Genomic DNA, 18,115 nt, shown 5'->3' with positions numbered 1-18,115 from the left:
GAGAACGGATAGCGTGAGGACGTTCATTGAAAAAAACCGGACAATTCTCCAAAAAATCGCTATGCAACGTGCTGAACAGAAACAAAATGTTTAATATAAATTTATGAACGCAAAAGAAGCAGAATTTGAAAAGCGAAAGATGCAGCTCAATCGGGAGGAGCTGATCGAAAGAATGATTCGTCTCGCTCCCGAAAACAGCCTTGTGGAAGTGTTTCCGGGCATTTTCATATATCAATCGTCGAAACCGACCGAGAGCCAGATATCCGTATTAAAGCCTGCCTTCTGCGTCATCGCGCAGGGCAGCAAGGATGTGCTTTTGAACGATGAATTATTTCACTATGATTCCGGTCATTACTTAATCTCGACGCTTGATTTGCCGATTATGAGTAATGTCGTCGAAGCGTCCGAGGAAAAACCTTATTTGAATCTTCGCATAGACCTCGATCCGGCACTTGTTGCTGCGGTGATGATTGAATCTGGCATCGAAACTAAAAAAAGCGGCACCGGAGTCAAGGCGATGGATGTCAGCCCAGTTGATGCCGATTTGCTGGAAGCGGTCGTCAAATTGGTGAAACTATTTGACACGCCGGACGAAATGAAGTTTCTCGCGCCGCTCATCATCCGCGAGATCATCTACCGGCTTTTAAAGGGAAAACAGAGCGCACGCCTCAGCCAGCTTATCACTACCGAAGGCGACGCGCAGCGCATCTCCAGGGTGGTCAAGCAAATCCGCGAGAATATTGATCAGCCGCTGAAAATCGAAGATACAGCCCGCGAGATCGGTATGAGCGTGTCAGGCTTTCACCAACATTTTAAGTCCGTCACGGCGATGAGTCCTTTACAGTTCCAGAAACAAATACGGCTTCAGGAAGCGCGCCGTCTGATGCTCGGCGAAAACATGGACGTGGCGATCGCCAGCTTCCGCGTCGGTTATGAAGACCCTTCATATTTCAGCCGGGAATATAAAAAACTATTTGGTATTCCCCCGCATCGTGACATCGCCAAACTGCGTAGCAATTTAGGCCAATAACAATTGGACAGTTTAAGAAGTGAACTTAAGACATCACCTCATAATTTGGTTGAAATTCTAGTGTCCCTTTGCGTTGATTAGTTTCATAGGTGGGCTAGAACCAACAGAGTGTTCTGATTATTCTGTAACTAGCTAAAATTTTAACCATGTAGGGGTAGAGCTACCAATGTAGGCAAATGACCGAACTATATAAGGCTGGAATCATTGAGGTAACAGAAGCAGAAGATGAGGATGAAGATGAAGATTTATTTGAGGCCGCAGTGCATTTTGATGGCGATATTTTTCTTCCCAGCATTGTTTTTAAAGGAAAAGACCACGCATTGCGGCAAGCTAAAAAGCTCTATGATTGGCTAGAAGCTAATCCAAAAGAAATCAAGGGAGAGCAACTGCGTTGGCAATCATACACAGTTAATCGTGAATCTCTAAGAGAGTATCCAGCCTGCTATTTACCTTACTACTATTCAAGGTATGAACAAAGTTTAGAAGTTTCAATTATTGAGCGAGACCAAGAAGCCATTGCTTATGGTTGGTTGAGCGCTGAACCTTTACCTTACTATATGGACAAAGAAGATGGTTTGGTAGTTCTTGGAGACATTTCAGATGATGCTGTGCTTGCTGGTTGGCATAAAGCTATTGATATACGCATTCACATTTACTCTTTTATCTACCAGTCAAATAGCAGTCACAAGCTTTAATAATCAGTTAACAATTAGGAGCTTTAGGTGCAGCGAAAAATCGAGTTAAAAAGGGGTGTTGATAATACATCTATTGAAGCCTATTTGGTAGATTTAGTCCAAAGACATATTGATGATTATGTCAATTATTGGGTAGAAAGCTTAAGGTTATTTAGTCAAGAAGATAAATACTGGGATTGGATATTCAAATTAAGATATATTGACAATCAAGAAAATCTTGAAGGTTACGCAATTGAGTGCGAAAACAAAACTCAAGGATTAATGATAATAGAAACACAAATGCACGGTTCTCGGTTAAATATTGGTAAGAGGCTAGTTTATGTTGATGGTATTGCCACTGCCCCCACTAACCGAATCGAGATTCAACGCCCACCTCAATTCAAAGGTGTTGGTCAAGCACTATTAAATTTCGCAAGAATTAGAAGTGTTGAGTTAGGGTATGAAGGTAGAATTGGGTTGCATTCCTTACCAAGGTCTGAAGGATTTTACGAAAAACAAAACATGTTGAACTGCGGTTCGGAAGAAGAATATGATAATTTAGTCTACTTTGAGTATGGTGTATTGAGACGAAGATAAGGGCTGATCCGGGTAAAAATTTATGAATCATCAACAGCAAAAGGATAATTCTGAGGCAAACGAGTCAATAACAACCCAAGAAGCTATAGATTTACTTTTTGGTGAAGGATGGCTCGAAGAGGCTGTTTGCATCGAAGATGAAGCAAATTGCACTATTGGCGCTGGTTTGGATTGGGGTAATGCATTACCACCTTTAATGCTCAACCTTCCTTTATTTGGTCGTCTATCAACGCTGCGTGTATCTCTCAACCGCGAAGTCAGGCTAATAATTGAAACATGGGATTTAGGTATAGGTACAACTTCTGCAACAGAGACTGCAAGGGCACGTATTAAAGAGCGGTTGCTATCTCCTACGCCTGAGTTAATACCTCACTTGGAAGCTACTTTGTTGCAAGATGATTTATACGGTGAAGAATTTATATCTAACCGCGAAGCCCTCAAATCGCTACTTGCAGTAGTTCTTACTGATTCTGATAGAGAAGAAATTGCAGAGAAGGCTGCTAATTCAATACGCACACAAGTTATGTCACAGGTGAATTTTTCCGGAAAACTTTCTGCGTAATGTCATATGCTGTTTCATACGCGCAGACGGGGAAATGTATCACCAGGACAACTATCTTTGTGGTAGAAAAGCCAGTAGTTTAAGACAAATTAATAGTAGATAGTTATCATAAAGGTAAAAGATAAATATTATCTTTATAAGTCAACATCACAACATTTGCTGACGCAACAACTTCGTTGAAAAATTGAAGTTGTATAGACATGAAAACTACTACGAATTCTAACCTAAAAACTAACAAACAATTAGTAAAATCTGCACAGCAAATTCAAAAAAGAAGCACCTTCATAAGCGAAGCAGATTACTACGAGTACGAAGCAGAATTAGCACAAGAAAAATCAGACTACTATCACTTGCGGTACGGATACTAAATTCAATCTCCCTTCAAGTATCAACTCTTTTTAGTCAACAACGAGTAGCAGTTAGTTGCTACTCGTTTTTCATATAAGAAGTAAATTATGACTCAAGCAATTGAACGCGAAATCAACCAACTCACTCTCAAAGAATTAAGCCTAGATGCTGCTAAACTTTGGTCACAGATAGAAGAAGCAAGCGAGTTAGGAGAAGAGGGTAATGTAGAACAACTCTTACAAGAACTTATGGGTGTTCAAGATGGTATCGAAACCAAAATCGATGCGATCGCCTGGGTAGTTGACCAGTTAAATCTTGACCTTGAAACCTGGGAGGAAAGAAAAGCGCGAGTAGCTGAACTCCACGACCGGGTAATTTCACGTCGCAAAACTCAACTTGAACAAATCAAGCGCACCCTCATCCACCTACACGAGATTGGATTAATCAATGACAAAAATATCGGTAAAGAAAGGGTAATTGAAATCAGGGATAACCCACCAAAAGTCGCTAACTTACTAGTAGAGGTAGATGATGAAGATTTTCCTGATGAATTTAGAGTTATTAAGTACCAAGCTAATAACAAGGCAATTATTGAAGCCTATAAATCTGGTAAAGATATTAGCAATCTTGCCGAGGTAACTATCGGGAAGCAGGTGCGGTTTAAGGTGCAATCAGGTAGTAAGTCTCGCAACAAGAAAAACCACAACTAATGGCATACGCCCCAACCATGTGAATCAAACATAGGTATATCCCATCATTTTACAAAAATATCATCAAATGGTTAAGGGTCAAATCTTAATCATTTTTATTTTTTCTAACCTATAGCCCCATTTTAAACTTATTAAAAAAATCATCAAAACTTTGCCTAAATTTAAACTCAGTGAAGATATAATCGATGAAATTGTAGATATCAATGACAGCAACAGTAACTATGTCGTGCTAGGTACAAATATCGTTACAATAGGTTGGTATATTTAACCTTATTTAGTGTGGTTAAATAGGTAATTGCAATTGATTAGGTAGTTTCTATTTTCAACTATCAATATGATAATTCAAACTACTGCTAAGTTTAAGTTTAATCTGAAGGGATGCAATCACCCTAAATAAAAACTTAAATATTAGGTATTGGGAGCAGCCTTAAATGTCATATCATAAGAACCGAAGTATAGTTATCCGTAACGCTATTATCGACAGTTTTTTTATCCTCTGGTGTTTAGTTTGGCGCACTGGTTTGGGGCTAACCTTTTTTATCATCTATGCTTCCCTTGGCTACATATATAGCTGGCCATTCTATCTTCCAATTTCGATTATTTTGGGATTTGCCCCTTGGGGTTGGAAGGTACAAGAAGAAAGAAGGGATAGAGAAGAAGAACAAAAAATGAGGAAGTTGGAAAATAAAATTGGGGATGGTTTTATCTATGCCAAAGCTGAATCAAATATCGAGATAAATTACAGGGGAGTTATCTTCCTCAAGTCAGTATTTGGTCTATTTTTTAGCGGATTTTGGGGGATAATACTTGGCTGGAAAGCTATTTTTAGTATGGTAGTACAGTTAGTAGATAATATCAAAACAATTGTTAAATATATATAAAATAAAATTTTCATATAACTACTAAACCAAGCCCAAGAGTTATTTCATTACTGTTTCAGCATCATTTGGAGACAGTAAGTATTAAAAGATAACTTATTCTTGAGCCTTGAATTAATATAAAATTTATTAATATTTACGATAAATAAGCACCAATTAAATATTTTTACGTCATTCAATAATATTCAATATCTCTGGTTTTGGGATAATATCAAAGCTGACAGAGTAATTTTGTAAAAAAGCATTTTTAATATCACACAAGCTCACGCTTAATATAAATAGAAAGCTGGCATATCGCTTCATAAATAGCCAGTTACTAGTTATATCAACAGGAGTTACAACAATGGAATTAGCACAGTATATGCTGACAGGGCTTCTCTACGTGATTATTTACGGATTTTCCACTTTCTTTATTTTCCAGTTCTTAATAGAGATATCTATCGCTTTTAAAAAACACTGTAACCGCACTACATCTATAAAACCCACTGTAATTAAAACCGAAACATTAACTGAAAAATCCAAAATTTGGATATCTACCAAAAACAAAAATCAAGTATCTACAACCAAACAGATGACTGTTCAACAGTTAAGAAAAAGATGCTCACAAGCTGGAATAAAATGGAGTTACGCTATCCAAGAATCCAAAACAGGTAAGAAACGACATCTCAACCGAGAAGAAATGTTAAGAGCCTTAAGCCAAATTAAACAGTCAACATAATAAAAATATAACCTGATAGTAATTTATTCTATTATCAGTTTATATAAAATGGACAATTACTGTATTTGTTGGCGAAGAAAAAATTCTAGTAAAGAAGCATCACCCTTAATTTTCACTCATCCAAATTCTAGACAAGAAGCAATGATAAGAGGTGATTATGGTGAGATGGAATTATGGGATAACCTAACTGCTGCTCAAGCAGAAGTAGAAAAATTTAATCACAGATACCCCAATCTTTTCTTTTGGGTAAAAGAACCAAATGTCAAATAATCATCCCTACAAAATTATTCCTGACAGAATTACCAAACTAGCTTCATACCAGATTTTCGTATTTGGCAGCAACACTGAAGGAAGACATGGTGCTGGAAGTGCTTTATTTGCGCGACAGTACTGCAATGCAGAATACGGCAATCCCCAAGGACGACAAGGACAATCCTGGGCGATAGTGACCAAAGACCTAAATAAGGGTATCCGGTCAATTCCGCTTCCCCAAATAAAATCCCAAATTGAGAAACTAGTCGAATATGCAAAGACTCATCCTGAACTAGAATTCCTAACAACTAGGATTGGATGCAACCTTGCAGGATACACCGACCTAGAGATAGCTTCCCTGATTAGCAATTTCAATCTTCCTCCCAATATATGGCTGCCCCAGGAGTTTGTTGATTGCCTCATAGAAGATAAACCAACCCTAAAAGTGGCATTCATGGGAAACAGGCATCAAAAATTTGATGAGTCGGGATGGAAGCAGGTGCGTAGCCGACTCGAAGGCATGATTGTTCGTGCTTGCGATCGCGCCCTTGAGTGGGGCTACAAACGCATCCAGTTCTATTCAGGCATGGCATTGGGAGTTGATACCGCAGCAGTAGAGATAATCTTAGGCTTAAAGGATAAGTACCCTATTGAGATAAACCTCACTGCTGCCGTACACTGCATCAACCAAGATGCCAAATGGAATAATCTCGATAAGCAGAAGTATCATTGGCTGTTATCCCAATGCGACGCTATCAAATTTATCTCTAATTTACCTTATCAAGAAGCTGGAGGAATCAAATGTTTAAATGCTCGTAACCGATGGATAATTAATCAAATAAGAAATGTCCACGATATGATGATTGCTATCTGGGATGAACAACCTGGAGGAACAGCTAATTGTATTGCCGATGCAACAAAATTAAACCGCAGAGTCATAATTTATAACTGGGTTACAAACACTTATCAAAAGTTAGGAATTTGGTAAATTAATCAGCAGTCAATGAGACTGCTGATTAATATTTATAAATACTATTATTAAAATCTAACAGCGGATGCCCCATTCCGGCTCCTCGGCTTCGGAAGCTGTCGGTAGTCCTCATTGGAAACTCCCCGAATTCGCCAGCAACATCATCCATTATAGGATTTCTACATACCCTTCTGTTCCATGTACACGAATTCGTTGCCCATCTTTTATCAGTTTGGTAGCATTTTCTACTCCAACAACTGCTGGTAAGCCATATTCACGTGCGATAACTGCTCCATGGGTCATCAGTCCACCAACTTCGGTGACTAGACCTTTTATGGATACAAACAATGGTGTCCAGCTAGGGTCAGTAAAGGAGGTGACTAATATATCTCCATCTTCTAGATCGGCATCTTCCATGTTTAAGATGACACGTGCTCGTCCCTCTATAACTCCGGAAGAAACAGGTAGACCTACAATAGCTTCGGCTGGGAGATTTTCTCGTTTGTACTCACCTGCAATGATTTCACCGTCAGAGGTGATAACACGTGGGGGAGTTAGTTTTTCATATAATTTGTAATCGTCTTTTCGTTTGCTGATGATCTGGTAATCCAGCTTATTGGTGCATACGGCTTCGTGAAGTTCTTCAAAAGTGAGATAGTATATATCTTCTTTTTCATGAATAACGCCCGCTTGTACGAGTTGTTCGGCTTCTTTCAGTAACGCCTGCTTATAAACAAAACAGTTGGGACAAAATCCCCGACCGACTGTGGCTCCACTATCGCCAATGACCTCGTAATATTTAACCTCTCCAGCGATCGTGACGGCATCGCGCAAGACAAGGAGCGCCGCCGCAAATGCGCTGCCCGTTGGCAATCGCGACAATGGCAATTGCCCATAACAATTGGCTCTGCCGAACATTCGTAGCGGATAGTTCCACATAAACAACCACCTGTAAAAGGTACTTTCATCCTACTTCTCCTGTGTTTTCATCGAGCAGAACAACATGGCAGGGATGAAAGCCGCGTTGTGCCAGGTATTCAGTGGGCCTGCAATCGGCCAGCGACCGAAAATCGTGAATAAAATGTGCTTGGTCGAAATAACCACAGGCGATCGCAATGTCCGCCCAATCAACCTCATCTTTACCGGATACTAGGTCAAGGACTTGCTGTAAGCGTCGAACTCAACAAAATAGCTTGGGGGTTAGCCCCACTTGATCTCGGGATAGTTGGTTGAAATGGCGGGCACTGAAGCCAATTTTATCTGTTACTTCGCTCACTCTGGTGGTTGGATATCTCCTAAACTCTTGCAATGCCATAGCGATGGCGGCATATCGATCTAGCGGTTTCATTACCATCAGCAAAAATTGCTCCAAAACCCAAAAGCGGCTTGCTACTGTTGGCGATTCTAGAAGGCGATGGCGCAGTTCAACCGCCCAACCCTGCCATAATTCATTTAATGAAATTCTCTGGTTGTGCAATTCCCCCGCAGGCAACGTAAAAAATGGGGTATTGCCCCCAGGTTTGAAATGTACGCCCATCATCGATATCTTGCTGTCATTGTTGATAATGAAGCTTTCAGAATGCGTACCGCAAATCATCATGCCGTTGGTGCTGCCGATTTGCGCTCGACTGGAGCTATCGAATAGTGGAATCCTGTCTTCATGTAGATTGATAACCAACTCCATCGAACCGATCGGCAACAATCGAGACTGCGCTTTAGGTAAGTTCTCACCTTCTCGACTCCAGAGCAGTTCAACAAATTGCGAGAGCGGCGATCGCGGTTGGTAAGTCTGGTAAATCATCTGGTTTTGCCAGTCAATCAACACTAACAGATCATCTTTAGGCTACCGCCGAAACCGATGATTTGACGACTTTACTCCAACTCGTACACCATACTAAACGATACTCCACCTATCCGATTGACGATCTCGCTCCCTGGTACTTTGATAAAGCCTGCTCGTTCATACAACCTCAGACACTTATTAAGTCTGGGAGTGAGCAATGCCGTAGCCGATAAAATCACGCTTCAGGTCACAGAAGTAGATTTCTCTGGCACTAATACTTGGTCATTTTAATAATTATGACAAAGAATGCTAGATAATAAGGATAAACGCGAACGCCATATAGTTTATCTGTACTATTTTAGTCAAAATTTAGAACCCCTTTAACTATCATTTCGTATTTGTTCGTTCATGAGTTGAGATTGCTTGTGGTAGATCCAGTATCGAGGTCAACGTACCATTTTATAAATTTTCAACTTTAATAATTCCTGTACTATTTTTAGTATTCCCAAAATCAAATTTCTATACCCCCAGTTGATAACAAGCCGTTCAGGAAACCTATACTTGTGATGTCGAGTCTGCCGTACAGTCATGGGGTTCGGCATTATGCACAATAAAGTTAGGGTCTGTAATGGTTTTGACTCTTTGGCGAAAGCGTCTCTATGAAAAAGGTCGAGAGTGAGTCATATCTCGTAAATAACTGGCTCTTTTTATAGAAGAAGCGAATATACGGTAGCAACCGCTTTGGGTTAATCATGTCCCAAAGCGGTTATTGAAATGTTATGCCATTGCTTTCCGCCGAAATAAAGACCTGTGGGAGATGTCGGAATTGTTGACGGGTATGTTGAAGAATTCGGGTGAATAAAAATTAATAAACTAACTGATTAGAAGAGATTAATATTATTCAATAACTGGTATTTCAATCTGTTTGATAAGATATTTTTACGGAATTTATCAAGTCACCTAGAAAACGAAACTCAGTCCAAATAATTCTCAAGGGTAGGAGTATGAAATCAGATGCATTAGAGCTATGTCATCAAGAGTTTAAAAATAATTCTGTGAGGTTTTTGTCAGCAATCGCAATTGAGCCTGGATATTTTCAAAGCTTTGAAGAGATAGTACAGGCTGTCTCGCTTGAAAGTGCTATCCCATACAAAGATTTAGCATCTTATGAAAAGGACTTTCTTCGTGGCTCTTATGAGGTTTATGAAAAGGCTTGTGCTGAGGCTGACCGACGAAAAAATGGGGGAAGTCCTAACTTGAACTGGTTTGATAAGCTTGGCTGAAGCCAAAATATTTCTCGGAGTGCTTTAAATCCTTGGACAGGAAATAAATCATGATTATTGATACATAAATTTTAGTAGTTTTAAGTATCAAGTAACGAAAAGGGAATTATGACTAAAACTAAACTTGAAAAAAAGCTAAAACGACAGCAACGTATCAGTAAGGCTTATGAGATTACCCCGAACGAACTCAAAAAACATCTGCTAGCTAAAATTCAAAATACTGATTATTTAGAAGGTAAAACTATTGATGAAGAAGTTCTCTCAGTAATTGCAATCGAGGTACATAAAGAATTTATCCTTCCATTGGCTCACGAAATAGAGAATCTTAGGTATCGACCCGATCAGGCGATTGCTATTGATCCTCATGATAGCCAAGATAATTCTTTACTGTAGATTCATCTTGATTAATACAAAAAGGGAATTTTGAACAATGCTGATATTTTTAGGAAATTTAATTGCACAAATCAGAAAATCTAATTTTCATCCTGATGATACTCATGTATTAGAAATAAGATTTTCCGATAATCCAAATTTTAATTTGGGCTATGATTACTGCGGCACTTTTGAAGATTGCATTAGAGAAGCTATAGCAAGTTTTAAAGATTTAGCTAGATTTAGTTAATTAAAACAAAAAGGGAATTAGGTCAAGCGGGAGACGCGATTGACTCAATTTGCAGCGATTTGGACAAGCACCCGCAAACACGAGGTCATGGGGCAATAGAGTTGTCTATGGGACTAAGATTAAGTGGGAAGGGAACCTTTCAACTTGTGAAGAAGTAGCTAAATTTATTGAAGGTATCTTATGAACAACAAAAAATCAAACATCAAAACTTATGGTATCTGGGATATTGAGTGGGAAGACGGCCGAAATTATGCTAAAGGGCAAGTTGCAACTCCACACGGTTTTGTGCTTGTTTATTCTGAAAAAGGTGAAAGATCCTACACTTATTTAAGATTTATTTGGAATGGGATTGAGTATTACAGGGGAATTGCCAAAAGCTATTCACAACCGTATTTGGTAACATTAGCTAGAAGATACGCAGAAGAAATTGTAATTAAATCCGAACAATCTAATTTAGAAACATTATGGAACCAGCCAAAATTGAATCACGAGTTAAGGAATTAGACGCGAATTTAGAGTTAACTTCTGGGGAAATTTTTGATACTGTTTGCGGTGAATTTGGACTTAATATTACTTCTTTGGAATCAGAATTTGGCTGCAAGTGTCCGTTTGCATTAGTTGGCTATTTGTCAGAGTGCGAAACAGTCAATCATGAATATTAGCAAAAAAATGGAGGATTTTGGATTATGACGGAATCTGAAATAGAAGAATTTGAGCGACTAAAACGTAGAATTAGAGGTGATTGGATTGCAACAATTCAAATGGAGCTAATAAAGCTTGATTATTGTGCAATGCTTGTAACTATAGATAATCATGAGGCGTTTTTGGGGCTTAGACCATCGCTTGCCGCTATTAGAGCTATTCAAAATCTTTATGAAAATACCCGTGGTGTTTGAGGAATAGCATTATGTATACTGACATGAATTTTCGCTTATAAAACCGAAATTTCTTACCCAGAAGGAGATGACATCCACTTAATATAAGTGCGAGTTTGGGAATTAAATGAAAATCTAAAATTAACCACTGAAGATATTTTTGATGTTGTGTGTCAAGAATACCACTTGAATGCTAATTTGATAGAAAAAGAACTAAATTGTAAATGTTCATTTGCATTAACTGGCTTTTTAAGTGAGTTAGAACCGCTAGAACTTTCCTATTATTTGAAAATTTAAGAAATGGTTGAGTTAGATAAACAGTAGTAAATTATGTCAACAATCCAACGCTTATCAAACGGATTAAACCTAATTGTTAAGTACGATGAATCAGCCAATGTTGGTATTGGCTCAGAGATAAACGAGTCGGGTATCATTTATGTAGAGGATAAGTCTTTGAAAACTTATACTAATATGTCAGAACTTGAACGTCATAATATGAATTCTTGGGGTTGGAAGTGGGATAATGGATTGTGGATAATAGATTTAGATTAAGGTATTACTGGACAATAGGAGTGGGCAGTAGATTTTAAGTTAGCTTGCGGTTATTTTTAAGAGAGCATAGATGCAAAGTTTTATGTTATTATTGGCGCTCAAGTACGAAATTACATTGCGCCTCTTGCTCTGTTTATGGTTTAGAATTTTTCTCATTTTTTAGTTCAAAGCACAGTTACACAACTTTAAGTTATGTTGAAGTAAAACTTAGGAAAGAAGTGTAGAGAAAAATATGAGCGATCGCTTAATGGAAAAACTGTTTAATGAGGCAGTCAGCCCAATCTTCTCTTCAAACAACTTAACTAAATATTCAGCGCTCAAACAAAGAGAAGACGAATTCAAAGCATTATTTAATATTGAACTAGTAGAATATGTTGACTCGAAGAGAGGATTTAATTTTTCTCTATTTATCCGCGACTTTTTGAGCGAAGCTAAATTGCCATATAGCAGTGCTGTTCAGCAAAAATATGGAGAGCGAGCGGCGAATTTGATTGGGGAATTAATTTGTATTTGAAAGCCAGATTTTTTCTCAATTAAACTAAAGCATAAATAAGGATTTTAATTTATTTTTTAGTAGCTAAAGCATTGCAGAAATCTAAGTTGAGCCTAATTAAAATGCTGCTTGAGAAGTGGGTAAATTTGTGCAGCCATAGATTCAAATTTATCCCCATCTGGATAGGGTCTGGCAATATCATTTCCATCTTCATTCAGCCAAAAATGCTGATTTGGAGAATAATACAAGGATAATATTGCTCCACGCCACCATCCTCCAAGAATTAGTTCATCTTTAAAGTAATTAAGAGAAAAATCCACTCTCATATTTCGGTATAAATTGCTATTAGGATTTGGGTCAGGGCGATTTTTGGGGTTAAATTGTTCAGTAAAATATCCTTGAAATTCTATGGTAATAAAATCCTCAGATATTTTAACAATCAGCTTGTATCTAGTATGTGCATAGGCTTGCGCTGCAATCGCGGAAACAGCCAACTCCAATTCTAATGATAAGTTTGATAAATTCATAGCTCTTTTTTGCTGTCAACTCACCACCACATTAGGGACACCTTAACTGAGTTTCCCCACGCTTAATATCTTCACCCTAAACTTCGACTTTCTCAAGGTTAATTACTCTGTTGCATTAGTAGTGAAGCATAAAATGGTTCTTGTCAGATTTTGGTGATGATGAAAGGTTACGCGCTTTAAGGCAGAAGGCAGGAGGCAGAGGGCAGAAGGGTTTAAAACGTTTTCTTATCCGGGCGTGGGATTTGTGACTTCACTCTTGCGATCGCTTACGGCTTTCAAGTGATGCAGATGTTCTATAATCCAAGCAAAGCTTCAATTGTGGGAATTTTTTCTTCCTCTTCCTTCTGCCCTATACCGTCTGCCTTCTGCCTTACCCCAACCAGGATCACCAAAAGTTGCCAAGAACCCATAAAATAGCCACTTAGTTTTCCAAGCATATTTTGACCTTTTTATAGTGTAAGTCACAGAATGCTAATCGCTCTCACCAATATTGTTGTATCGAATATTCACATCCTTAGTTCTTCCTTTGGACAAGATAGCCTTGGCGGTAATCACTCTTCTTTAATTTGGAAGCTTGACGTGCAGACCACTGACGCATAGGAGTAACTTTCTCTACATGAAGTAGCTGATGGCGATAAGTATCATTGCCCGTTAGTTGAGCGATCGCACCAGCAATAAATCGAGCGCAGCGTTCTGGCTGAGACGAGACTTGTTCTTCTGCAAACCGGATGACTAGCCAGTTGGCATCGACAAAACACTTGTTTCGGTAATCATCCTCGCCGATACAGTGGGTAGGCTTAAGAGTTGCAAACGAAATTGGCTCATCGACCTCCAAATCTATGTGTAAGCCAGTATTTGGTTCAATAATAAGAAAATCAGCCGTAAATGGTAGTCGATGCCCTAGAGGAAGCATGACCTGCTGGGGAGAAACAATTTCACCAAAATAGTGTTTGAGAACATTTTCAAACAGCCCCTCACTTGCCCCGATTGGTGCATCTCCCTGTCCAGAAGGAAAAACTAAAGGGGTAAACTGTTTTTTTTCTTTAACTAACTCTGGGATAACAACAATTGGATATTCTGGTGTCTTTGCCATACTTGCACTAACTCTTCATACTGCAATTATCTAAATTCACAACGCCATTACACAATCAACAAAATACTGAAACTCAATCAACTTTTTTCTAATTTATGGACGCAATAATTAGAAAATTATCAGTTCTCGTACAGCATCTCTTCTGGATAAGATTACTTCTGAGTACGCTACAAGCAACTAAGATGAAGTCTAGCTTTGACTATCTAGAAGACCTTCTTGCGGACAACTATCCAATCATCGCCTGCGAATCTCCCCTCCAAGAACGTCACCGCCTCCTCACCCTGATCACTACTTACTGTCAGCAAGCAGGCAAAAAAGCCTACATCTGGAATCTCAGCGAGGACAGTATTAAAGAACTAGTAGTCAGCGCCGAAGAAAATCTGGTTCTTCGAGAGTTTGACGACTATAAACCTTCCATAAAACAAAATAAAGAAGACTATTTTCAAGTACTCAATTTCTGGAAGGTTTATTCTAGCACTGGAGTATTAATCGTAGAGAATATCTTCCCTTGGATAAAAGAAAATACACCTAAAGAAAGCGATTTTATTATATCGGAATGGATTAAGTCGTCGTTAGTTAACCTCAAGTTTTATACAAAACATAGTGGTAAAACTACTATATTAATAGGAGCAAATGCCGAAATAGCAAGCGAAATAGCGGCAGAAATTCCCCTATGGAGTCAAGAACTACCAGATGTACAAGAAATTATTGACAGTTTAATTAAAAGCAAAAATTTTTCTTTCACATATACGGATCAAGACTATTTAGAAATTGCTAACGCTAGTGCTGGGTTGTATATTTCTGATATTATGTATTGCCTAAACGATATTAGTAAAAATCATGATTTAGAAAATTCCAGTGAGATAGCCAAGCTTCTGCTATCAAAAAAAATTCAACTGCTCAACCGCTTGTATGACATCGAATTCTTACCTCCGCCAAAAGTCCAGCTTGGTGGGTTGGAACTCATGCAGCAGTCATTCAAAAGGTTCAAGCGATTGCTTACCCCGCGTGCCAAACAATATAATCTGCGTGTACCCAAAGGGATTATGCTTGTGGGGCCACCGGGAACAGGAAAATCACACTCAGCAAAAGCCTGTTCCCAGAATATGGGTATTCCCCTTATCATGGTCGATTGGGGCAACTTTAGAAGTTTTGGCAACCAAGCAGAAATGAAACTCAAACGCTTGTTGCGACTGGCAGATAGGCTCAACCAAGTAATTTTGTACTTTGACGACTTTGATAAAGGCTTCGCTGGGGAGGATGACCTCGCCAAACGGCTTGCTGGCCAGCTGTTGACGTGGATGCAAGAGCGCACGTCAGATGTACTGGTCATCGCCTCAGTCAACCGAATGGAATGGCTGCCACCCGAACTCACCCGTGCCGGACGGTTTGACTATTTATTTAAGGTAGACCTGCCCAATAATGGGGAAAGATATAGTATCTTCAAACTGCACGCTGCCCGATTTGACGAACGTTTTCGCAATGGCGGCGACCCCTGGAGCGAGGAACAGTGGCGCAGAATTCTGAAAGCCACCAATCGGTGTGTAGGTGCAGAAATCCAGACAATTGTAGAACGCGCCGCTAGTACCATATTCTGCGAAACAATAACGGAAGATACCTACGCATCAAGCAAACTCCCCGCACTCGAACTAACAATCGAAGCATTGCTAGAAGAACGCCGCCAGATTAACCCGCTTGCGATCCGCGAAGCCGATAGAGTCGAGTCGATGCGTAACAAAGCTGACCAACAAGCTTTACCTAGTAGTCCCCTCGATGAAAGCAAGTTTGCTGTTGGTAACATCGAGATTTTTAGCTAATGAAAGGAGCCAGAATACAGAATTCAGGAGTCAGAAGAACTCCAGCCATAAAGGAAGGAGTTTCGCACTGGTGGTTAAAAACTTTTTTGTTTTGCTTAACAACTCTGATGAGGCTTTAAACCAACAGTTAAGAGTCATTCGTACAAAGTTCTCAAGCCTTACGCAAGCTTTCTCCTGAGTTCTGACTACTTCTTTGTAAACATCATAAATCAATTCAAAGTTTCATCATGTTTGGACGAAAGCAAATGTAGCCAAAACATTTCAACAGATCATAATGCTTGCCATTTCTAACCACTCTACTACTTTATTTATCTAAAACTATGGAAGTTACAAGACAAACCGCTCAAACCAACATTCAAACTAAACAAGCACAAAATCCAGAAAAAAGCTTATTTTTCAAAATTCTCAATATCGTTGGGCCAATTGCTGGTTTTACTGCTGCCCTCTCACCCCTACCACTATACTTTTGGACTCGCCAGCCCCAGTATCTACCTATTGGTGCAACCTTTACCAGTAATAATCAGACAGTTGAACTCGAACTAGCAGACGATAGAAAAGAATATGCCCACGGACTCAAATTTCGTGACTCTATTCCCGAAAATCACGGAATGCTATTTGTCCTCAAAAAACCTGAAAAAGTTAAACTTTGGATGCAGGATACGTATATTCCTCTAGATATGATATTTCTCCAAGACGGAGTTATTAAATCAATCGTAGAGGCGGCTCCCCCCTGCAAAACAAAAACCTGTCCTAAGTACGATTCCATCTATCCTGTTAACCAAGTTATCGAACTACCTGCTAACAGTACCAAAACCCTCAACCTCAAAGTAGGCAAGAAGCTCCATCTCGACTTCAACCCAAATCAAACGCAGAATTAGTTGACGGACAATTTATTTCACTGGGTAAATTAACGGTAAAACGCCGTAATTACACTACCTCATATATCAATTACTGACCCCCGATATAGACTATATCGGGGGTCAAACATTATGAAATAAACCACTGATTTAAATGTTGAAAGTTGTCAATGCAATTTTTCTAATTTTTTACTAATGATTTACTGAAAATCATAGTGTTTAAAAATGGAAAATTCTTAGATGCTTTTACGGATATTAATTTAATAAAATAGGTTTACAAGCGAGAAGTTGGAGCAGAGATTTACTCCAATCCAAACTATGTACTAGGGGCAGACTCCGCCAACGGAATAAAGCAGTAATTCAGTCGTAATTACCCCTACAAAGTTTCATCCAGTAATTTCCAAAATCATCTACTTTTTTTATGAGAACAGACTACGAATCTAATTTTAGCAACGACCGCATTCCTTCCTACGAAGAATACGGATACCCCGCTCCCAGTCGTCGCCGTCGCAACTGGAAAGAAAACGTCAGCATCGCCGGACTAATGGCAGTTGGTACTGGCTTGATGATTGCAGATATCTCCATTCATCACATGGTAATGGCATCGCTCGCGTTTGGAACTGGCATTGTAGCGTTACTACCCAAGGAAGCAAACTTGCTACTTTCCAACTTCGAGAAATGGCAGCGCAAGTATGGCATCAATATTTATACTGTCTTGTTCTGCTTGGTAGGTGTAGTATTTATGTTGGATATCGCCGCTGCACCTGCAAACGCCCAGTTCATGCAAAATGCAGAGGACTTCTTCACAGAGTATTTTACAGGTGTTGACGCAGACATCATTAAATACGTATTCGCAGTACTGCGCGGTTTGTTCTTAATTTACCTTGGTATTGGTCTGATCCGGGTTGTTCAATCAGCCAGAAACGACGAGGATTGGCAAACGATCGCCCGTACACCAATTATCGTTGCCCTCACAGTTGTAGTCGGAGATTTGCTTGCAGGGCTGGTAACAGGCTGATACCAAGTCTTCAAAAAAGCCACCACGAGTGGCACAATTCCACAAGTGCCACTCATCAAGATTTCAAAAGCTGACTTTTGCCTTTCGTAATAATGACAAGAGTTCGGGAATTTCGTACCGTCAACCGCGTATTAGGAGACCAACCACGCCTCGGGCCATTCCCAGCCGACCAAATTGTTCCCTGGAGTGCGATCGCTCTGATCTCCTACATGGTAGTCAAGGGTTTTATGCAAGCTTCTTGGCTTGCAACCGGAATTGTAACCGCCTGGGGATGGGCAACCTGGTGGACAGTAAGTTCCAACAAAGCCTTTTTCGGTAAATTTGTCGGCACACCCCGCATCACCCGTGGTTACAAACCTTTTGTCTCCCTCGTTAATCCTCTACAACCTCAACCCAAGAAAAAGCGCAAGCTGAAAAAACGCAGATAAAGCTTCTGAATTAATACCAGCGAACAAA

At 39.5% G+C, this 18,115-nt stretch carries 27 protein-coding genes and 1 pseudogene; 22 read left to right on the top strand and 6 right to left on the bottom strand.

The window, feature by feature from the left end:
• The first annotated feature begins 103 nt into the window (after positions 1 to 103).
• From CDG76_RS26670 to CDG76_RS26630, 10 genes are all read left to right on the top strand, one after another.
• Positions 104 to 1,030, top strand: a complete 927-nt coding sequence (locus CDG76_RS26670) for an AraC family transcriptional regulator (protein ID WP_094351903.1) — start codon at positions 104 to 106, stop codon at positions 1,028 to 1,030.
• A gap of 176 nt (positions 1,031 to 1,206) precedes the next feature.
• The gene (locus CDG76_RS26665; RefSeq protein ID WP_094351902.1) at positions 1,207 to 1,725 is read left to right on the top strand and encodes a hypothetical protein; all 519 of its coding nucleotides are present in this window, start codon (positions 1,207 to 1,209) and stop codon (positions 1,723 to 1,725) included.
• Positions 1,726 to 1,752: 27 nt separating this feature from the next.
• Positions 1,753 to 2,301, top strand: coding sequence for a GNAT family N-acetyltransferase (locus CDG76_RS26660; RefSeq protein WP_094351901.1), 549 nt, complete (start codon positions 1,753 to 1,755; stop codon positions 2,299 to 2,301).
• Between the two features lie 22 nt (positions 2,302 to 2,323).
• The gene (locus CDG76_RS26655) at positions 2,324 to 2,863 is read left to right on the top strand and encodes a hypothetical protein (protein ID WP_094351900.1); all 540 of its coding nucleotides are present in this window, start codon (positions 2,324 to 2,326) and stop codon (positions 2,861 to 2,863) included.
• Positions 2,864 to 3,063: 200 nt separating this feature from the next.
• Positions 3,064 to 3,231: a hypothetical protein gene (locus CDG76_RS37725; protein WP_190240993.1), complete on the top strand. Its 168-nt coding sequence runs from the start codon at positions 3,064 to 3,066 to the stop codon at positions 3,229 to 3,231.
• An 87-nt stretch (positions 3,232 to 3,318) separates the two neighbouring features.
• Positions 3,319 to 3,921 (top strand): siphovirus Gp157 family protein, encoded by a 603-nt coding sequence (locus tag CDG76_RS26650; protein WP_094351899.1) that lies wholly within the window; start codon positions 3,319 to 3,321, stop codon positions 3,919 to 3,921.
• A 431-nt stretch (positions 3,922 to 4,352) separates the two neighbouring features.
• Entirely contained in the window at positions 4,353 to 4,802 is a 450-nt protein-coding gene (locus tag CDG76_RS26645) for a hypothetical protein (protein WP_094351898.1), read from the top strand.
• A gap of 340 nt (positions 4,803 to 5,142) precedes the next feature.
• Positions 5,143 to 5,517 (top strand): hypothetical protein, encoded by a 375-nt coding sequence (locus CDG76_RS26640; protein WP_094351897.1) that lies wholly within the window; start codon positions 5,143 to 5,145, stop codon positions 5,515 to 5,517.
• 48 nt (positions 5,518 to 5,565) lie between these two features.
• Positions 5,566 to 5,787 carry a hypothetical protein gene (locus tag CDG76_RS26635; RefSeq protein WP_094351896.1) on the top strand — a complete coding sequence of 74 codons (222 nt, stop codon included), beginning with the start codon at positions 5,566 to 5,568 and terminating at the stop codon, positions 5,785 to 5,787.
• On the top strand, positions 5,777 to 6,757 hold the full coding sequence (locus tag CDG76_RS26630; RefSeq protein WP_094351895.1) for an A1S_2505 family phage non-structural protein: 981 nt from the start codon (positions 5,777 to 5,779) through the stop codon (positions 6,755 to 6,757). Before CDG76_RS26635 ends, CDG76_RS26630 begins: the two co-directional genes overlap by 11 nt.
• Before the next feature lie 150 nt (positions 6,758 to 6,907).
• On the opposite strand, the gene CDG76_RS39725 is transcribed toward CDG76_RS26630, so the two are convergent.
• The 3 genes and pseudogenes from CDG76_RS39725 to CDG76_RS26615 all read right to left on the bottom strand — a co-directional run bounded on the left by CDG76_RS39725 (position 6,908) and on the right by CDG76_RS26615 (position 8,561).
• On the bottom strand, positions 6,908 to 7,156 hold the full coding sequence (locus CDG76_RS39725) for a PEP-utilizing enzyme (protein WP_442946393.1): 249 nt from the start codon (positions 7,154 to 7,156) through the stop codon (positions 6,908 to 6,910).
• A gap of 306 nt (positions 7,157 to 7,462) precedes the next feature.
• Positions 7,463 to 7,635, bottom strand: a pseudogene (locus tag CDG76_RS39720) (GFA family protein); the annotation flags it as partial.
• Positions 7,636 to 7,919: 284 nt separating this feature from the next.
• The gene (locus CDG76_RS26615; protein ID WP_223265401.1) at positions 7,920 to 8,561 is read right to left on the bottom strand and encodes a DUF6597 domain-containing transcriptional factor; all 642 of its coding nucleotides are present in this window, start codon (positions 8,559 to 8,561) and stop codon (positions 7,920 to 7,922) included.
• A gap of 965 nt (positions 8,562 to 9,526) precedes the next feature.
• Here CDG76_RS26615 and CDG76_RS26605 point away from each other — a divergent pair.
• The 8 genes from CDG76_RS26605 (at position 9,527) to CDG76_RS26565 (ending at position 12,368) form a co-directional block, all read left to right on the top strand.
• Positions 9,527 to 9,805, top strand: coding sequence for a hypothetical protein (locus CDG76_RS26605; protein ID WP_094351894.1), 279 nt, complete (start codon positions 9,527 to 9,529; stop codon positions 9,803 to 9,805).
• Positions 9,806 to 9,913: 108 nt separating this feature from the next.
• A complete protein-coding gene (locus CDG76_RS26600; RefSeq protein ID WP_094351893.1) occupies positions 9,914 to 10,198 on the top strand; it encodes a hypothetical protein in 285 nt (94 codons plus the stop codon).
• A 37-nt stretch (positions 10,199 to 10,235) separates the two neighbouring features.
• Positions 10,236 to 10,427, top strand: coding sequence for a hypothetical protein (locus CDG76_RS26595; protein WP_094351892.1), 192 nt, complete (start codon positions 10,236 to 10,238; stop codon positions 10,425 to 10,427).
• Between the two features lie 180 nt (positions 10,428 to 10,607).
• Positions 10,608 to 10,931 (top strand): hypothetical protein, encoded by a 324-nt coding sequence (locus CDG76_RS26590; RefSeq protein WP_094351891.1) that lies wholly within the window; start codon positions 10,608 to 10,610, stop codon positions 10,929 to 10,931.
• Positions 10,892 to 11,089, top strand: a complete 198-nt coding sequence (locus CDG76_RS26585) for a hypothetical protein (protein ID WP_094351890.1) — start codon at positions 10,892 to 10,894, stop codon at positions 11,087 to 11,089. The genes CDG76_RS26590 and CDG76_RS26585 overlap by 40 nt, the downstream gene beginning before the upstream one ends.
• A 24-nt stretch (positions 11,090 to 11,113) precedes the next feature.
• Positions 11,114 to 11,323, top strand: coding sequence for a hypothetical protein (locus CDG76_RS26580; RefSeq protein WP_094351889.1), 210 nt, complete (start codon positions 11,114 to 11,116; stop codon positions 11,321 to 11,323).
• Positions 11,324 to 11,632: 309 nt separating this feature from the next.
• The gene (locus CDG76_RS26570) at positions 11,633 to 11,854 is read left to right on the top strand and encodes a hypothetical protein (protein ID WP_094351887.1); all 222 of its coding nucleotides are present in this window, start codon (positions 11,633 to 11,635) and stop codon (positions 11,852 to 11,854) included.
• Between the two features lie 232 nt (positions 11,855 to 12,086).
• Positions 12,087 to 12,368: a hypothetical protein gene (locus CDG76_RS26565; RefSeq protein ID WP_094351886.1), complete on the top strand. Its 282-nt coding sequence runs from the start codon at positions 12,087 to 12,089 to the stop codon at positions 12,366 to 12,368.
• 92 nt (positions 12,369 to 12,460) lie between these two features.
• Here CDG76_RS26565 and CDG76_RS26560 read toward each other — a convergent pair whose 3' ends face one another.
• The 3 genes from CDG76_RS26560 to CDG76_RS26555 form a co-directional block, all read right to left on the bottom strand.
• Complete coding sequence (locus tag CDG76_RS26560; protein ID WP_094351885.1) at positions 12,461 to 12,874, bottom strand: hypothetical protein; 414 nt, start codon at positions 12,872 to 12,874, stop codon at positions 12,461 to 12,463.
• A gap of 293 nt (positions 12,875 to 13,167) precedes the next feature.
• On the bottom strand, positions 13,168 to 13,311 hold the full coding sequence (locus CDG76_RS37720; RefSeq protein WP_190240992.1) for a hypothetical protein: 144 nt from the start codon (positions 13,309 to 13,311) through the stop codon (positions 13,168 to 13,170).
• Between the two features lie 77 nt (positions 13,312 to 13,388).
• Complete coding sequence (locus tag CDG76_RS26555) at positions 13,389 to 13,967, bottom strand: hypothetical protein (protein ID WP_094351884.1); 579 nt, start codon at positions 13,965 to 13,967, stop codon at positions 13,389 to 13,391.
• Between the two features lie 182 nt (positions 13,968 to 14,149).
• On the opposite strand from CDG76_RS26555, the gene CDG76_RS26550 reads away from it, so the two are divergent.
• The 4 genes from CDG76_RS26550 to CDG76_RS26535 all read left to right on the top strand — a co-directional run bounded on the left by CDG76_RS26550 (position 14,150) and on the right by CDG76_RS26535 (position 18,087).
• A complete protein-coding gene (locus tag CDG76_RS26550; protein WP_094351883.1) occupies positions 14,150 to 15,784 on the top strand; it encodes an ATP-binding protein in 1,635 nt (544 codons plus the stop codon).
• A 320-nt stretch (positions 15,785 to 16,104) separates the two neighbouring features.
• Entirely contained in the window at positions 16,105 to 16,662 is a 558-nt protein-coding gene (locus CDG76_RS26545; RefSeq protein ID WP_094351882.1) for a DUF192 domain-containing protein, read from the top strand.
• Between the two features lie 400 nt (positions 16,663 to 17,062).
• The gene (locus CDG76_RS26540) at positions 17,063 to 17,659 is read left to right on the top strand and encodes a hypothetical protein (protein ID WP_094351881.1); all 597 of its coding nucleotides are present in this window, start codon (positions 17,063 to 17,065) and stop codon (positions 17,657 to 17,659) included.
• 92 nt (positions 17,660 to 17,751) lie between these two features.
• Complete coding sequence (locus tag CDG76_RS26535; protein ID WP_094351880.1) at positions 17,752 to 18,087, top strand: hypothetical protein; 336 nt, start codon at positions 17,752 to 17,754, stop codon at positions 18,085 to 18,087.
• Positions 18,088 to 18,115: the final 28 nt, after the last annotated feature.

The sequence above is a fragment of the Nostoc sp. 'Peltigera membranacea cyanobiont' 210A genome (assembly GCF_002246015.1).
Taxonomy (GTDB): domain Bacteria; phylum Cyanobacteriota; class Cyanobacteriia; order Cyanobacteriales; family Nostocaceae; genus Nostoc.
This window is presented reverse-complemented; position numbering and strand designations above follow the sequence as displayed.

Coding starts and splice junctions, on each gene's coding strand:
- CDG76_RS26630 (WP_094351895.1), top strand. CDS start 5,777: ATGTCAAATAATCATCCCTACAAAATTATTCCTGACAGAATTACCAAA.
- CDG76_RS26540 (WP_094351881.1), top strand. CDS start 17,063: ATGAGAACAGACTACGAATCTAATTTTAGCAACGACCGCATTCCTTCC.
- CDG76_RS26665 (WP_094351902.1), top strand. CDS start 1,207: ATGACCGAACTATATAAGGCTGGAATCATTGAGGTAACAGAAGCAGAA.
- CDG76_RS26580 (WP_094351889.1), top strand. CDS start 11,114: ATGACGGAATCTGAAATAGAAGAATTTGAGCGACTAAAACGTAGAATT.
- CDG76_RS39725 (WP_442946393.1), bottom strand. CDS start 7,156: ATGGAAGATGCCGATCTAGAAGATGGAGATATATTAGTCACCTCCTTT.
- CDG76_RS26585 (WP_094351890.1), top strand. CDS start 10,892: ATGGAACCAGCCAAAATTGAATCACGAGTTAAGGAATTAGACGCGAAT.
- CDG76_RS26570 (WP_094351887.1), top strand. CDS start 11,633: ATGTCAACAATCCAACGCTTATCAAACGGATTAAACCTAATTGTTAAG.
- CDG76_RS26640 (WP_094351897.1), top strand. CDS start 5,143: ATGGAATTAGCACAGTATATGCTGACAGGGCTTCTCTACGTGATTATT.
- CDG76_RS26600 (WP_094351893.1), top strand. CDS start 9,914: ATGACTAAAACTAAACTTGAAAAAAAGCTAAAACGACAGCAACGTATC.
- CDG76_RS37725 (WP_190240993.1), top strand. CDS start 3,064: ATGAAAACTACTACGAATTCTAACCTAAAAACTAACAAACAATTAGTA.
- CDG76_RS26560 (WP_094351885.1), bottom strand. CDS start 12,874: ATGAATTTATCAAACTTATCATTAGAATTGGAGTTGGCTGTTTCCGCG.
- CDG76_RS26565 (WP_094351886.1), top strand. CDS start 12,087: ATGAGCGATCGCTTAATGGAAAAACTGTTTAATGAGGCAGTCAGCCCA.
- CDG76_RS26555 (WP_094351884.1), bottom strand. CDS start 13,967: ATGGCAAAGACACCAGAATATCCAATTGTTGTTATCCCAGAGTTAGTT.
- CDG76_RS26655 (WP_094351900.1), top strand. CDS start 2,324: ATGAATCATCAACAGCAAAAGGATAATTCTGAGGCAAACGAGTCAATA.
- CDG76_RS26535 (WP_094351880.1), top strand. CDS start 17,752: ATGACAAGAGTTCGGGAATTTCGTACCGTCAACCGCGTATTAGGAGAC.
- CDG76_RS37720 (WP_190240992.1), bottom strand. CDS start 13,311: ATGCTTGGAAAACTAAGTGGCTATTTTATGGGTTCTTGGCAACTTTTG.
- CDG76_RS26635 (WP_094351896.1), top strand. CDS start 5,566: ATGGACAATTACTGTATTTGTTGGCGAAGAAAAAATTCTAGTAAAGAA.
- CDG76_RS26670 (WP_094351903.1), top strand. CDS start 104: ATGAACGCAAAAGAAGCAGAATTTGAAAAGCGAAAGATGCAGCTCAAT.
- CDG76_RS26595 (WP_094351892.1), top strand. CDS start 10,236: ATGCTGATATTTTTAGGAAATTTAATTGCACAAATCAGAAAATCTAAT.
- CDG76_RS26545 (WP_094351882.1), top strand. CDS start 16,105: ATGGAAGTTACAAGACAAACCGCTCAAACCAACATTCAAACTAAACAA.
- CDG76_RS26650 (WP_094351899.1), top strand. CDS start 3,319: ATGACTCAAGCAATTGAACGCGAAATCAACCAACTCACTCTCAAAGAA.
- CDG76_RS26590 (WP_094351891.1), top strand. CDS start 10,608: ATGAACAACAAAAAATCAAACATCAAAACTTATGGTATCTGGGATATT.
- CDG76_RS26550 (WP_094351883.1), top strand. CDS start 14,150: ATGAAGTCTAGCTTTGACTATCTAGAAGACCTTCTTGCGGACAACTAT.
- CDG76_RS26645 (WP_094351898.1), top strand. CDS start 4,353: ATGTCATATCATAAGAACCGAAGTATAGTTATCCGTAACGCTATTATC.
- CDG76_RS26605 (WP_094351894.1), top strand. CDS start 9,527: ATGAAATCAGATGCATTAGAGCTATGTCATCAAGAGTTTAAAAATAAT.